This is a genomic window from Halomonas sp. BC1 (assembly GCF_002078135.1).
Classification (GTDB): domain Bacteria; phylum Pseudomonadota; class Gammaproteobacteria; order Pseudomonadales; family Halomonadaceae; genus Vreelandella; species Vreelandella stevensii.
Map to the genome: position 1 here is coordinate 69561 of NZ_LFGS01000002.1, position 13870 is coordinate 83430.

The 13870-nt window shown below is 62.3% G+C and carries 11 protein-coding genes; 2 read left to right on the forward strand and 9 right to left on the reverse strand.

Going from position 1 to position 13870, the window contains the following annotated elements; translation table 11 throughout:
* Positions 1 to 1658 (reverse strand): fused PTS fructose transporter subunit IIA/HPr protein (fruB, locus tag B7L72_RS00475; protein ID WP_139788407.1); only part of this gene is annotated, 1658 nt, incomplete at its 3' end.
* A gap of 236 nt (positions 1659 to 1894) precedes the next feature.
* Here fruB and cra point away from each other — a divergent pair.
* On the forward strand, positions 1895 to 2869 hold the full coding sequence (gene cra / locus B7L72_RS00480) for a catabolite repressor/activator (protein ID WP_081191969.1): 975 nt from the start codon (positions 1895 to 1897) through the stop codon (positions 2867 to 2869).
* 34 nt (positions 2870 to 2903) lie between these two features.
* On the opposite strand, the gene B7L72_RS00485 is transcribed toward cra, so the two are convergent.
* Both B7L72_RS00485 and pyk read right to left on the reverse strand, forming a co-directional pair.
* Positions 2904 to 3380, reverse strand: coding sequence for a methylglyoxal synthase (locus B7L72_RS00485; protein ID WP_016914225.1), 477 nt, complete (start codon positions 3378 to 3380; stop codon positions 2904 to 2906).
* Positions 3381 to 3402: 22 nt separating this feature from the next.
* Positions 3403 to 4869: a pyruvate kinase gene (gene pyk, locus B7L72_RS00490; protein WP_016914224.1), complete on the reverse strand. Its 1467-nt coding sequence runs from the start codon at positions 4867 to 4869 to the stop codon at positions 3403 to 3405.
* A 260-nt stretch (positions 4870 to 5129) separates the two neighbouring features.
* Between pyk and gap the strand changes: the two genes are divergently transcribed.
* Entirely contained in the window at positions 5130 to 6131 is a 1002-nt protein-coding gene (gene gap / locus B7L72_RS00495) for a type I glyceraldehyde-3-phosphate dehydrogenase (RefSeq protein ID WP_026001738.1), read from the forward strand.
* 9 nt (positions 6132 to 6140) lie between these two features.
* On the opposite strand, the gene B7L72_RS00500 is transcribed toward gap, so the two are convergent.
* The 6 genes from B7L72_RS00500 to B7L72_RS00525 all read right to left on the reverse strand — a co-directional run bounded on the left by B7L72_RS00500 (position 6141) and on the right by B7L72_RS00525 (position 13290).
* A complete protein-coding gene (locus tag B7L72_RS00500) occupies positions 6141 to 7172 on the reverse strand; it encodes a LacI family DNA-binding transcriptional regulator (protein WP_081135061.1) in 1032 nt (343 codons plus the stop codon).
* A 152-nt stretch (positions 7173 to 7324) separates the two neighbouring features.
* Positions 7325 to 8431, reverse strand: coding sequence for an ABC transporter ATP-binding protein (locus B7L72_RS00505; protein ID WP_016914221.1), 1107 nt, complete (start codon positions 8429 to 8431; stop codon positions 7325 to 7327).
* A gap of 66 nt (positions 8432 to 8497) precedes the next feature.
* The gene (locus tag B7L72_RS00510; RefSeq protein ID WP_016914220.1) at positions 8498 to 10114 is read right to left on the reverse strand and encodes an alpha-glucosidase family protein; all 1617 of its coding nucleotides are present in this window, start codon (positions 10112 to 10114) and stop codon (positions 8498 to 8500) included.
* Positions 10115 to 10178: 64 nt separating this feature from the next.
* On the reverse strand, positions 10179 to 11021 hold the full coding sequence (locus tag B7L72_RS00515; RefSeq protein WP_016914219.1) for a carbohydrate ABC transporter permease: 843 nt from the start codon (positions 11019 to 11021) through the stop codon (positions 10179 to 10181).
* A complete protein-coding gene (locus tag B7L72_RS00520; protein ID WP_009099644.1) occupies positions 11021 to 12004 on the reverse strand; it encodes a carbohydrate ABC transporter permease in 984 nt (327 codons plus the stop codon). The genes B7L72_RS00515 and B7L72_RS00520 overlap by 1 nt, the downstream gene beginning before the upstream one ends.
* 14 nt (positions 12005 to 12018) lie before the next feature.
* Positions 12019 to 13290 carry an ABC transporter substrate-binding protein gene (locus B7L72_RS00525; RefSeq protein WP_016914217.1) on the reverse strand — a complete coding sequence of 424 codons (1272 nt, stop codon included), beginning with the start codon at positions 13288 to 13290 and terminating at the stop codon, positions 12019 to 12021.
* Between the last annotated feature and the right edge of the window lie 580 nt (positions 13291 to 13870).

Consider the following 13870-nt stretch of genomic DNA (forward strand, 5'->3'; position numbering starts at 1 on the left):
CCAATGTCGTCCATCACCAGAATGTAAGGGTGGTCGGGTGGCTCGGGCAGGGTCACGTCGCACAGCACACCCAGCACTCGGCGGCCGACGTCGCGCAGGTCGGCGGCCCGCTCTGCCAGCAGCCGGTCGGCCAGCATCTCCTGAGCACGGGCGGCGGTGTCGATGGCTTCCCACCAGCCAGCCTCCGCCGAGCGCCCTTCGCCGATGGCGTCCAGCGCCGCTTGACGCAGCTCGGGGTCGTCCAGCATCTCTTCGTGCATGGAGAGGATGTCGGCCACTTCACCGCCAGGTGCGTTATGCACCAGCGCCTGCAGCTGGGCGGCACCTTCCTGCAGCGCTGCACTCAGGCGGCGCGCTTCTGCCTCGGGGTCGCTGGCGTGCTCGGGATAGTCGAACGCCAGCGGACGAATGACGAACACCGGTGCAATGGCCAGCCCCGGAGACGCCGCCACGCCGGTATGCGGGGTATCGGCCGCCAGCGGCGTGATATCGGGCTGGCGGGTATCAGCGGCGGGGCGGGTCTCGCGGCCGCCATCGAAGGGCGTGACTTTCTCGCCCAGGCCCTCTTCCACGGCGGCGGCGAGGGCTTCCAGGGCGCTGTTGGCTTGTTCGCCTTCAGCGGAAAAAATCAGCCACTGGCCGCGGCGTGCGCCAAGGCCGATGACCTTGGTCAAACTGGCCGCCGAGACGGTGGTGGCGCTGCCCTCTTCCAGCCGAACGTTGATGGGCATGGTCTGGGCGCGGGCGATTTGCACCAGCTGTTTGGCCGGGCGGGCGTGCAGGCCGTGGGGGTTGAGAACGCGCACACGGCGTGTTTGCGTTTGGGCGGTTTCTCCCGCCAGCAGCGCCAACAGCTGGGCACTGCTCTTGCCCATCAGGCTTTCACTCTGGCCACTCTCCACCAGTGCCAGCAGCTGTTCGAGCAGCGGGCGGTGGCTGTCGCCGCTGGCCGCCAGGCAGAAGAGGGCGTGAACGGCGCGCCCGTCGTGTTCGATGGCATCAGCGGGCGTGGCCACGCCCAACGCGGGCTGGCGTACCCCCGTTGCCTGGCTGGCGAGCCAGAGGCCTTTGCCCAACCACTGTGGCGCAGCGCTGGCCACGGCGCTGATGAAAGCATTGTCGACGCAGCCGCTTTGGCGCAGCCGGGCCGCGGCGGCCAGTGCCAGCTCCTGCGGGTCTCGGGCCGGGAAGTTGACACACAGGGTGTCGGCGTCCAGCCTGGGAGCCACGGCGGGGCGGGAAAGCAGCCGGGCCACGCCGGCGGCTGAACTGGCGTTGGCCAATTCGCTGGCCACGCCGTCTCGGTCCAGCACGTGGGTCAGTTGGCGCAGAATGTCCAGGTGCTCGTCATTTTGTGCAGCAATGGTGACCAGTACATGCACGGTGTTGCCATCATGCCACTGAACCCCTTGGGGGAACTGCAGCACGCGTACGCCGGTACGCTTCACTAGATGGCGGCTTTCCGGGGTGCCGTGGGGGATGGCAATGGCGTTGCCCAGATAAGTAGAGGACTGCGCCTCACGGGCATGCAGGCCATCGCGGTACTCGGCCTCCACCAGGCCAGCCTCGGCCAATGCCTTGGCGGCGCTATCGAGTGCAGCTTGCCAATCCTGCGCATGGCGGTCGAGCAAGATGTCATCAGGGCCGAGGGTCAGCATAGGGTTCTCCTGTAAACGCGGTCAGGTAACGGCAACGTCTGCGATTGGCGGCGAATGTGCGCGCATAAAACGTTAGTCGTAGAGCGTTGAGGTTAGCTGGATGAATCGTGTCACCTGTGTATAGTGGCTATGCTGAATCGATTCACTTTTAGACACAAGGCTTGTCTTTTTAGACTTTGGTCTGAAGAGGGTGGAACGGCTGCTAAACTGCTGACTTTATTAGGGGAGAAACCAGCATGACACTTGCCGATATTGCCCGGCTGGCCGGGGTCTCGCGCACCACGGCAAGCTATGTAATCAACGGCCAGGCCGAACAGCGGCGAATCAGTGCCGCCACCATCGAAAAAGTCATGGCGGTGGTGCGCGAGTATCGCTACCACATCGACCCACAGGCCGCTGCCCTGCGCCGTGGCGCAAGCCGTTTGATTGGCTTGATCGTTCCAGATCTCGAAAACATCAGCTACGCCCGGCTGGCCAAGCGGCTGGAGCGGGGCGCCCGCGAGCGGGGCTATCAGCTTTTGCTGGTCAGCTCCGATGATTGTGCCGAGAGCGAGCGGGCGCTGGCGCTGGCGCTACGTGCCCAGCGCTGTGAAGTGCTGATCACCGCCAGCTGTCTGCCGGAAAACGACCCCTTTTATGCCGACCTGGCGGAAGAGGGCTGGAGCGTGGTGGGCGTGGACCGAGGGCTGGCGCCGCATCGCTTTGCCAGTGTGGTCAGCAATGACCAGCAGGCGGCGTATGCGTTGACCCGCTCGGTCATCAGCCCCGCCACGCGCACGGTGGCGTGGCTGGATGCCATGCCCGAGCTATCGGTGAGCCGAGAGCGGCGGGCCGGGTTTCAGCAGGCGCTGGCCGGGCAGAATATCCAGGCGCTGACGTTCAGCGGCGAGCGCTATGAACGCGATGTCGGGGTCGCGCTGGCGCGCCAGGCGTTTGAGAACGGCCCGGTGGATGCGCTGGTCACCGGGTCCTATGCGCTGATGGAGGGTGTCTTCGACGAGCTGCTGGCCAGAGGCGGGCTGTCCGCGTCGCTGCGGCTGGCCACGTTTGGCGATCACCGCTTATTGGATTTCCTGCCTCAGCCCGTCAATTCGGCACTGCAGGATTACGACCGCATTGCCGAGCTGACGCTGCAATGTGCACTGGATGCCATGAACGGGCGTTACCAGCCTGGCCAGCAGGTGGTCGAGCGCCACCTGCGTTCCCGCTAAATATTCTGATGTGAAGCGAATGCCCGGGCGGCGCTCACACCGAGCGCGCCTGGGCCCAGGCGTTGGCATCGGGAATGGCCATCTCGTAGTGCTCCCCCAGGTAAGGGGAGGAGAGTAGAAAATCGGCGCTGGCGGCGTTGCAGGCCACCGGCACGTTCCACAGGGCGGCCAGGCGCAGCAGGGCCTTGACGTCCGGGTCGTGGGGTTGGGGAGCGAAGGGGTCCCAGAAGAAGATCAGAATATCGAGCTGCTGCTCGGCAATTCGGGCACCAATTTGCTGGTCGCCGCCCAGCGGTCCGCTCATCAGCCCCTCCACTTGCAGACCCAGGGCGGCGGAGAGGCGGCTCGACGTCGTGCCGGTGCCCACCAGGGTGTGCTGGCTGAGCGTGTCCTTCCAGCGCTCCGCCCACGCCAGCATCTCCGTTTTCTTGCCGTCGTGGGCAATCAGCGCAATGCGCTTGCGCGCGGGCAGCGTACGTACGGCCTGGCGGGGTGGGCGGGCATCGGTCATGTCGGGCTCTCCAGAGCAAGGATTAGTCGGCGTCAACGGCCAGCACTTTCATTGTGTTGGTGCCGCCATGGGCGTTCATGTGGTCGCCTCGGGTAAGAATGACATGCTCGCCCGGGCGTGCCAATCCGTGGGTCTTGAGCAGTTTGATGGCTTCTGCATTGACCTGATCTGCGGCCATCTGGCTGGTATCGAACGGCAGCGAGACCACACCGCGATAGAGCGCCATGCGGCGCTGGGCAATCGGGCTATGGGCCAGGCCGACGATCGGCAAGCCAGAGCGGATGCGTGACGCGATCAACGGGGTGTAGCCGGTGGAGGTCATGCAGGCGATGGCGCGCACGCCCGTCAGGTGGTTGGCGGCGTACATGGCCGACAGGGCGATGGTTTCATCGATGCGCTCGAAACCCTCGTGAATCCGGTGCCCGGACGCCTGGGCCACCCGTTCCCGCTCGGCGCCCAGGCAGACGCGGTTCATGGCTTCAATGGTTTCGACCGGGTAGTCGCCTGCGGCGGTCTCCGCCGACAGCATCACTGCATCGGTGGCATCCAGCACGGCATTGGCCACGTCGAATACCTCGGCGCGGGTGGGCAGCGGTGACTCGATCATCGACTCCATCATCTGGGTGGCGGTGATCACGGCGCGGTTCAGCGTGCGGGCGTGCTTGATGATGCGTTTTTGTGTGCCGATCAGCGCTTCGTCGCCAATTTCCACACCCAGATCCCCCCGGGCGACCATGACCGCTTCGGAGGCCACGATGATGCCGTCCAGGGTTGCGTCGTCCGCCACGGCTTCGGCACGCTCCAGCTTGGCCACCAGGCCGATCTCCTTGCCTGCTTCTCCCAGCAGGGTGCGGGCTTCCTGCATGTCCGCCGCGCTGCGGGGAAACGACACGGCCAGGTAATCGACGCCAATCTCGATGGCGGTCTGCAGGTCCTGTTTGTCCTTGTCGGTCAGCGCCGGGGCGGAAAGGCCGCCGCCCTGCTTGTTGATGCCCTTGTTGTTGGAAAGCTTGCCACCCACGTGTACCCGGGTGTGCACTTCCTGCCCGCTAATCGAGGTGACGTCCAGCACCACGCGGCCGTCGTCGAGCAGCAGCCTGTCGCCCGGGTGCACGTCCTCGATCAGCGCCTTGTAATCGCAGCCAACTCGCTCGGTGGTGCCTTGCTGGGCATCCAGCGTCATGTCGAGTACGAAGGGCTGGCCGACCTCCAGCTGCACGGACCCTTCGATAAAGCGCGAGATGCGAATCTTGGGCCCTTGCAGGTCGCCCAGCGCTGCCACGCTGCGGCCCAGGCGTTGGGCAATCTCGCGCACGTCGTTGAGCCGACGACGATGGTCATCTGCCGAACCGTGGGAGAAGTTGAGGCGCACCACATCCACGCCCGCCTTGAGCATGGCCTCCAGCACGCCGGGGCGATCACTGGCCGGGCCTAGCGTGGCCACGATTTTGGTACGACGAAGCGGCGAAGAGGGCGCTGGGGTGGTCATGGGGCAGACTCCTGAATAGGTAGGGGCAACGCTCAAAACAGCTAGCCGTGGAGCGTTGCCGCGCAGGCCGATGAATCGGTCATTAAGTATTGGACTACGATAGCCTTTATATAGTAATTTTACTACATATTGGATAGTTATTAGCCTTTTGGGGCGGTTATGGCAGGTTTTAATCGGCCTTCAGGTGATTAAAGACGTATTTTTAGTAATTTTTTTACTGAATACGCCATCGACGACCACTGCTTGATAGAGGTGCTACCATGACAATAAGAGTTGCCATTAACGGATTTGGACGGATCGGCCGTAACGTGCTGCGCGCACTGTATGAGAACGGCTACCGTGACCGCGTTCAGGTGGTTGCCATCAACGACCTGGGTGACCCTTCATTGAATTCCCACCTGCTGCGCCACGACACGGTGCACGGCCATTTTCCCTTCACGGTAGAGCACGACGCCGAGAGCATCACCGTGGACGGCGACCGAATCGCCATTTCCTCCGAGCGTGACCCGGCCAATCTGCCCTGGTCAGCCCTGAACGTGGACCTGGTGATGGAGTGTACTGGCCTGTTCACCAAGCGTGACGCGGCGGCCAAACACCTTGCCGCCGGTGCCCAGCGGGTGCTGATCTCGGCGCCCAGCCCGGATGCCGATGCCACCGTGGTCTACGGCGTCAACGACGACGTGCTCACCGCCGAGCACAAGGTCGTTTCCAACGCTTCATGCACCACCAACTGCCTGGCCCCCGTGGCGAAGGCGTTGAACGATGCCGTGGGCATCGAGAACGGTCTGATGACCACCGTGCACGCGTACACCAACGACCAGAACCTGTCGGACGTCTATCACTCGGACCCGTACCGGGCGCGCAGTGCCACGCACTCGATGATTCCCACCAAGACCGGTGCGGCTCAGGCGGTTGGTCTGGTGCTGCCGGAGCTGGCGGGCAAATTCGATGGCCTGGCCGTGCGAGTGCCCGTGATCAACGTGTCACTGGTCGACCTGACGTTCACCGCCGGGCGTGACACGACCAAAGAAGAGATCAACGCCATCGTCGAGAAAGCCGCTGCAGGCTCTGCGGTGCTGGATGTCAATGCTCAGCCGCTGGTGTCGATTGACTTCAATCACAACGCCCACTCGTCGATTTTCGATGCCAATCACACCCGTGTGAATGGGCGTTTGGTGAAGATCATGGCCTGGTACGACAACGAATGGGGCTTCTCCAACCGTATGCTGGATACCGCTATCGCCATGCAGAAAACCGCCTGATCAGGCGTCTCAAGGGCAGGTGTCGCCCAGCAACAGCTCGGTCTTGAGCAGCTGCTGGGCCTTGGGGATGCGACCCAGAATCATGCTGGCGGCTACACGCCCCTTGCCAGTGCTATCCTGGCGCACCGTGGTCAGTCGCGGTGCCCGGTACTGCCCTTCGGCAATCCCATCGAACCCAGTGATGCGCAGCGTGTCAGGCACGCTGATATCGCGTTGCTCGGCCAGTGTCAGCGCTGTCAGCGCGATGCGATCAGACATGCACAGCAGCAGGTCAGGGCGTTGGCTGGCGGGTTGATCGAGTATCTCGGTGAGTACCGGGGCGCACACGTCGTAGACATTTTCCTCGATATTCCATAACGGGACCGTGTCGGTATCGAAGCCGTGTTCGGCAAGCGCAGCGTGAAAGCCTGCCAGCCGCGCGCGGCTGATGGTGCTGCTGTCGGGCAGCAGCGTATGCGCAGCGGTCACCCGTCCATTGCAGTGCTCTTTGGTTAGCCGCAAATTGATGATGGCAGGGCGTTCGGGCCGTTGCTTCAGGGCGTGCATGGCCATGGCGTAGCTGGCGTCACGGTCGTCGATATGCACCGTAGGGTAACCGTCGATGTCGAAATCCACTGAAACCAGCGGCCGCTGGGTGGGCAACTCATCGATCATCTTGCCATTGGGCATCAGCCCGTAGACGATGAAGCCATCGGCAATGTTGGCGGAATTGGGTAGCTGTGACGCGTGTCCGCGACCCGGCAGCAGCAGCAGGGTATGCCCGTGGGCATCGAGCACCTCTGCCACGCCGGAGAGAAACTCGCTGGCCACGGCATCGTTGAGGCTGTAGGTCAGGCTCTCGGCCAGGATCACCGCCACGATGCTGGAGCGCCCGGTGCGCAGGCTGCGTGCCTTGGCATCGGGGCCGTTGTAACCCAGCCGCTTGGCTTCGCGCAGGATGCGTTCGCGCAGCAAGGGGGAGAGCTGGTCCGGGCGATTGAAGGCATTGGAGATCGTCGCGGTGGAAACGCCAAGTTCCAGCGCCAGGTCTTTTAGGGTCATTCGACGGGAAACGGTCACGGTGCTTCCTGAGCAGGTTAAGTAGGACGCAGGCTAATTATTCGAGTGTTGCACAGGATAGCGGCCCTGAGGGGGCCAAGACTACCCTTCATTGAAGGGCGCTTGGGTCAGGGCCGAAGAGGGCGATCTGGGGTTCAGGCCGCCGAACGTTTGGCCGACAGCGTCAGTGCGCTGCCGCTTTCATCGAACAGGTGTACATGCGCCTGATCGGGCACCAGCGACACTTGCTGACCCTCCTGCCATTGGCTGGGGGCCTCGCTGCGATGAATCAGCAGCGTACTGCCTTCCTTAGGCTCCAGGTAGACATACACCTCGTTACCCAGATACTCGACATTGACGATGTCGAAGCAGTTGTCGCCTTGCGGGGCCTCCAGGCGCAGGTGCTCGGGGCGTACTCCCAGGGTCAGGCCCGTGCCGGGCGAGTAGCTTTCTGCCGATTGTGGCAGCGCCAGTTCGCCAATGCCCGTGGCCTTGACTCGGCAGCCGTCGGTGGAGCCGCTGGTCAACTGGGCTGGCAGGAAGTTCATGGTGGGCGAGCCAATGAAGCCTGCCACGAATTTGGTGGCCGGGCGCTGGTAGAGTTCGTGGGGGCTGCCCACTTGCTCCACATGGCCACGGTTGAGGACCACGATCTTGTCGGCCAGGGTCATGGCTTCCACCTGGTCATGGGTGACGTAGATCATGGTGGAGCCCAGCCGGTTGTGCAGGCGGGCGATTTCGTTGCGCATCTGCACCCGCAACGAGGCATCCAGGTTGGAGAGCGGCTCGTCGAACAGCAGTATGCGCGGCTCACGGGCCATGGCGCGGCCCATGGCCACCCGCTGGCGCTGGCCCCCCGAAAGCGCCTTGGGCTTGCGGTGCAGCAGCTCTTCGAGCTGAAGGATTTTGGCGGTGGTCATGACCCGCTCGTGTACCGTCTCCTTGGCGGTCTTGGCCAACTTCAGGCCAAATGCCATGTTGTCGTAGACGGTCATGTGGGGGTAAAGGGCGTAGGACTGAAACACCATGCCCACCCCGCGCTCCCGTGGCGGCAGGTCGTTGACCACCGTGCCACCAATGTTCAGGTCGCCGTCGGTGATCGACTCGAGCCCGGCGATCAGGCGCAGCAGGGTGGACTTGCCACAGCCAGAGGGGCCAACGAACACGACGAATTCACCGTCACCAATCGCCAGATCCACATCCTTGATGATGTGGTCACGTCCAAAGACCTTGTTGACCTTTTCAAGCGTAACACTTGCCATGGTAACTCCTTGCCGACCTCGACCCGCGATCGGGTCGGCTATCATTATTAAAGGTAACGGTGGCGGTCAGGCAACCTGCATGAAGGCAGCCTGGTACGCCGGTAGCGTCAGCGCGCTGCCGTCCCGGGTGGCGGTGAAGTTGGCCACGGCCAGGTCACTGGTCACTTCGACGGGCAGCGAAGCGTGCCGGGTCTGGCCGGTCAGGTTGAAGACACACAGCAGCGTTTCGTCGCCTTTTTGCCGGGTAAAGCCCAGCAGATCGTCGCCGACGTCCACGAGGTTCAGGTCACCATCGAACAGCGCGGGGTGCTGGCGCCGGAAGGCCAGCAGGGCGCGTACGCTATTGAGCGTGGCGTTGGGGTCATACTGCTGGCGGCTCACCGATAAGGCCAGATGGCGGGGCTCCATGGGCAGCCACGGCTCGACTGCCGAGAAGCCGCCCTGTTCGCCATCGTTCCAGGGCATCGGCGTGCGGCAGCCGTCGCGGCCCTTGAACTCGGGCCACAGCACTTTGCCATAGGGGTCTTGAATGCGCTCGAAGGGCACGTCGGCTTCCGGCAGGCCCAGCTCTTCGCCCTGGTAAAGGCACACGCTGCCGCGTAGCGAAAACAGCATGGCCAGCATGACTTTGGGGTAAGCGTGCGGGTCCTCTTCGGAGCCCCAGCGAGTGGCGCTGCGCACTACGTCGTGGTTGGAGGTGGCCCAGCAGGGCCAGGCGTCTCCCGCCAAGCGCTGGAAGCGCTCGATGACTTCGCGCAGGTAGCTCGCCGAATGCGGCATGTTGAGCAGGTCGAAGGTGTAAGCCATGTGCAGCTTGTCACCTCCGGCGGTGTACTCGGCCATGCGTTCCAGAGGGTTGTCGTCGCCGATTTCGCCCACCGTCGTGGTACCGGGGTACTCATCCATCAAGGCGCGCAGGTCCTGCAGGAAGCCCAGGTTCTCCGGGCGGCTGAGGTCGTAGACGTGGCGCTGCCAGGTGTAGGGGTTGGCTTCCGGGGCGCCCAGGGTTTTGGCTTCGCCTTTGGGCACCGGCGGGTTGTCCCGCAGCTCGGCATCGTGGAAGTAGAAATTGACCGTGTCCAGACGGAACCCATCGACGCCCAGATCGAGCCAGAAGCGCATGTTGTCCAGCTGCGCCTGACGCGCTTCCGGGTTGTGGAAATTGACGTCCGGCTGGCTGGTCAGGAAGTTGTGCAGGTAGTACTGCTGGCGGCGGGAGTCGAAGGTCCAGGCCGGGCCGCCAAAAATCGACAGCCAGTTGTTGGGTGGCGTGCCATCGGGCTTGGGGTCCGCCCAGACGAACCAGTCCGCCTTGGGGTTGGTGCGATCCTGACGGCTCTCCTTGAACCAGGGGTGCTGATCCGAGGTGTGGCTGATCACCTGATCGATCATCACCTTCAAGCCCAGCGAGTGGGCCTTGGCCAGCAGCGCCTTGAAGTCGTCCAGGGTGCCGAACATCGGGTCCACGTCGCGGTAGTCGCTGACATCGTAGCCAAAGTCGAGCATCGGCGAGGTAAAGAAGGGCGAGAGCCAGATGCCGTCCACGTTGAGCGATGCCACGTAGTCCAGCTTCTCGGTGATGCCGTTCAGGTCACCCACGCCGTCGCCACGGCTATCCAGAAAGCTGCGCGGGTAGATTTGATAAATAACGCCGCCGCGCCACCACATCGTATTGTCTTGCATACCATCGTTCCTTAAAAACGGTTGCTGAGAGTCATCAGCGAATTCATTGAGAGTGTCTATCGGGTCAGCCTTTCACCGCGCCAGCCGTCAGGCCAGACACAATGCGGCGCTGGAAGATGATCACCAAAATCACTAGTGGCACGGTCACCACCACGGACGCGGCCATGATCGGCCCCCAGGGCAATTCATAAGCACTGCCGCCCGAGAGCAGGGCGATGGCCACAGGCACCGTGCGCTGGGCATCGGTGAGTGTGAAGGTCAGCGCGAACAGGAACTCGTTCCAGGCGGCAATGAAGGCCAGCAGTCCGGTGGTGGCCATGGCGGGCCACATCAACGGTAAAAACACTTTGGTGATGGTGACCCAGGGGGTGGCACCATCCATGATCGCGGCCTCTTCCAGCTCCATGGGCAGCTGCTTCATGAACGTGGTCAGCACCCAGACGGTGAACGGCAGGGTGAAGATGGTGTAGCTGAGAATCAGGCCCGCCGGGTTGTTGTAAAGGTTCAGCGCGCGAATGACCTCGAAGAGCCCCGACAACACCGCCACCTGGGGGAACATGGAGACCCCGAGGATCACCAGCAGCACCGTGGAGCGACCGCGAAAACGTACCCGCCCAAGCGCATAGGACGCGGTAATGCCCAGCAGCAGCGCAATGAACACCACGCTGAACGCGACAATGATCGAGTTGAAGATGGCGCGCAGGAAGCTGGTCTGGCTGAAGATTTGAACGTAGTTGTTCAGGTTCCAGTTGGAGGGCCACAGTTCCACGCGAAACAGGTCGCTGGAGGGTTTGAGCGAGGTGATCACCGCGTAGTAGAACGGGAAGACCGCGTACACCATGATGAGCGCAATCAGCGCCCAGAAGCCGACGCGTTTGGCTATTTTAGCTAGCTGACGAGTGGTCATCAGTCACCTCCTAGTTGGATCTTGTTGCGGCCCAGATAGAGGTAGGCAATGGTGGCCAGCGCAATGATCAGGAACAGCAGCGTGGAGGCCGCGCTGCCGTAACCGACATCCTGAAACTCGACCAGCTGCTGGCGGGCGTAGACCGACATCGACATCGTGCTGGTGGAGTTGGAGGTCAGTACGTAAATCACGTCGAACACGCGCAGCGCATCCAGCAGGCGGAAGATCACCGCCACCATCAGCGCGGGTGTGATCAGTGGCAGCGTGACCTTGAAGAACACGCGTACCGGATGAATGCCGTCCACTTCGGCGGCTTCGTAGCAATCCTTGGGCAGCATCTGCAGCGCGGCCAGTACCAGCAGCGCAACAAAGGGAATGGTTTTCCATACGTCCACCATGATGACCGCCCACATGGAGTAGGTGGCGCTGGCGGTCCAGGCGATGGGGTTGTCGATGATGCCGACGGCCATTAACATATGATTGATGATGCCGAACTGGTCGTTGAGCATCCATGCCCACATCTGGGCAGAGACGATGGTCGGGATGGCCCAGGGGATCAGCACCGCGGCCCGGACGATCACCCGGCCCTTGAATTCGGCATTCAGGATTAGCGCCACGATGACGCCGAAGATGACTTCCAGTGACACGGATACCACCGAGAAGTAGACCGTGTTCCAGACCGAGCGCCACCAGATGGGGTCGGCCAGTACGCCGAACCAACGACCATCCTCATAGACCAGATAGTTTTCGAAACCGATCAGGTTGGCCGCACCCAGGTCCGATAGCGACGCATCGGTAAAGCTCAAAAAGAACGTGCGCAGGAGCGGCCAGCCAGCCACCAGGGTCAGAGCGATCAGCATGGGGGCCAGGAACAGCCAGGCCGCCTTGACCCGTTGACGGCGCACCTTGGTGCCGCGCTGGCGCCTTGGGGGCGCTATGGAACGCGCCCCGGAGGGCGCGTCGTGGTGAGAAGTGCTCGGCATGGGAGTCTCCGCAATTACCAGTTACGACGCTTCAGGCGCAGCAGTTCGCCTTCCAGATCGGCAACGCCCTGGGCGCCATCCTTGCTGCCGGAAAGCACGTCATGAGTGGTGCTGAAAAAGGCGTTGCTGACGCGGCCATAGGCATCACCGGTAGGCGCAGACGGACGCGCGACGGCATTGGTGAACGTGTCGTAGAGCGTGCCGAAGAAGGGCACCGCTTCCAGCACTTCCTCGTCCTGGTAGAGCGCATCCAGGGTGGGGTTGTAGGACGCCTGAATGGCGCGGCGCTTCTGCTCTTCCTCGCCGGTCAGGAAGGCCACCAGATCAGCGGCCAGTTCGGGGTTGTCGCTATAGCGAGAGACCGCCAGGTTCCAGCCGCCCAGGCCCGCAGCACTTTGCCCTTCATCACCACCGGCCGGCAGCTGGACCACTCCCACCTTGCCGCGTACGTCGCTGTCATCGCTTTGGGCCAGCGCCCAGGCGTAGGGCCAGTTGCGCATGAACACCGCGTTACCGCCCTGGAAAACCCCGCGGGCTTCCTCTTCGGTGTAGTTCAACACGCCTTCCGGGGCGATATCGCCCACCCAGGAGGCAGCCAGATCGAGAGCCTCTGCGGCGCGCTCGTTGTTGATGGTCACTTCGCCGTCGTTATCGACCACGGTGCCGCCACCAAAGCTGGCAACCCACTCGAGTGCGTTGACGGTCAGCCCTTCATAAGCGCGCCCCTGGAACACGAAGCCCTGCATGCGGCTGTTGCCTTCGTCACGTTCGGCCGCTTGAATCTCGCGGGCCGTTTCGGTGAGTGCCTGCCAGGTGGTCGGAACGTCATGACCGTGCTTTTCCAGCAGGTCTTCCCGGTAGTAAAGCACGCCTGCATCGGTAAACCAGGGCATGGCGACCAGCCGGTCATCGATGGTGTTGTTGACCACGATCGTTTCGAAGTGGCCTTCGGCTGCGTCGTCACCCAATACCTCGCGAAGATCGAGCAGGTGGTTGGCCAGCAGGCCGGGCCACACCACGTCGATCTGCATGACGTCGATATCACTGGAGTTGGCCGAGAGAATCTGCTGGTAGAGTGACAGGCGCTCGGTAGATGAGTTGGGCGTAGAGACGACGTCTACCCGATGGCCGGTTTTTTCTTCCCAGGCGCGAACACCCTCCTGGCACAGGGTCAGCTCTGCACCCACGGCTCCGCAGGAGATGGTCAGGTCGGCGGCCTGGACCGCACCGCTGGCGCTGGCAAGGCTGGCCAGGGCAATCGCAGATGAAAGAAGCGTCTTTTTCATAACGGTATTCCTCGACGTTTATTGTTATGGGAGTGAAGTCACAAGGCGCTGACAGCGCCAACTTAAACGATTAAGTTGAGGTGCCAGTTAGCCGTCTGTCGGCATGAAGTTCAATAGCGACTTTTGTCTAACTCCGTGCTGGGTGTTTTTTCCAAGGCTAAATAGCAGGTTAGACATTGGTCGATAATTAGCAAAAGCATGTTGGTTTACTAACACTTAATCGATTAAGTTTTAGTGGTTGTTGCTTGCTGGCTCGAAACACGAGTTGCTTTGCAACATTCAAGGGAAAGTACGTCAAGGGAAAGTCAGTGCCTGGAGCAGGCAATACGATCAAAACAATAGCGCTTTAAAAACAATCGTTTTTCAAGAGCCTCGCGTTTAAAAACAATAGGATTTAATACAATGCACAAGACAGCGTTCAAGACGCCGTTGGCCATTGCGGTGGCGGCTGCCAGCCTGGGCATGAGCGGTTTGGCCAGTGCCAACCTGTCCCTCGAAGAGCGTTTTGCTGAGCTGGAGGCGCGCATCGCGGCGGCCGAACAGCGCGCAGACGCCGCAGAGCGCCGCGCCGATCTGGCCG

What these genes read in the sequence shown, in the direction of transcription:
- cra (WP_081191969.1), top strand. Translation starts at nt 1,895, where the DNA reads ATGACACTTGCCGATATTGCCCGGCTGGCCGGGGTCTCGCGCACCACG.
- B7L72_RS00485 (WP_016914225.1), bottom strand. Translation starts at nt 3,380, where the DNA reads ATGACCGATGCCCGCCCACCCCGCCAGGCCGTACGTACGCTGCCCGCG.
- pyk (WP_016914224.1), bottom strand. Translation starts at nt 4,869, where the DNA reads ATGACCACCCCAGCGCCCTCTTCGCCGCTTCGTCGTACCAAAATCGTG.
- gap (WP_026001738.1), top strand. Translation starts at nt 5,130, where the DNA reads ATGACAATAAGAGTTGCCATTAACGGATTTGGACGGATCGGCCGTAAC.
- B7L72_RS00500 (WP_081135061.1), bottom strand. Translation starts at nt 7,172, where the DNA reads ATGACCCTAAAAGACCTGGCGCTGGAACTTGGCGTTTCCACCGCGACG.
- B7L72_RS00505 (WP_016914221.1), bottom strand. Translation starts at nt 8,431, where the DNA reads ATGGCAAGTGTTACGCTTGAAAAGGTCAACAAGGTCTTTGGACGTGAC.
- B7L72_RS00510 (WP_016914220.1), bottom strand. Translation starts at nt 10,114, where the DNA reads ATGCAAGACAATACGATGTGGTGGCGCGGCGGCGTTATTTATCAAATC.
- B7L72_RS00515 (WP_016914219.1), bottom strand. Translation starts at nt 11,021, where the DNA reads ATGACCACTCGTCAGCTAGCTAAAATAGCCAAACGCGTCGGCTTCTGG.
- B7L72_RS00520 (WP_009099644.1), bottom strand. Translation starts at nt 12,004, where the DNA reads ATGCCGAGCACTTCTCACCACGACGCGCCCTCCGGGGCGCGTTCCATA.
- B7L72_RS00525 (WP_016914217.1), bottom strand. Translation starts at nt 13,290, where the DNA reads ATGAAAAAGACGCTTCTTTCATCTGCGATTGCCCTGGCCAGCCTTGCC.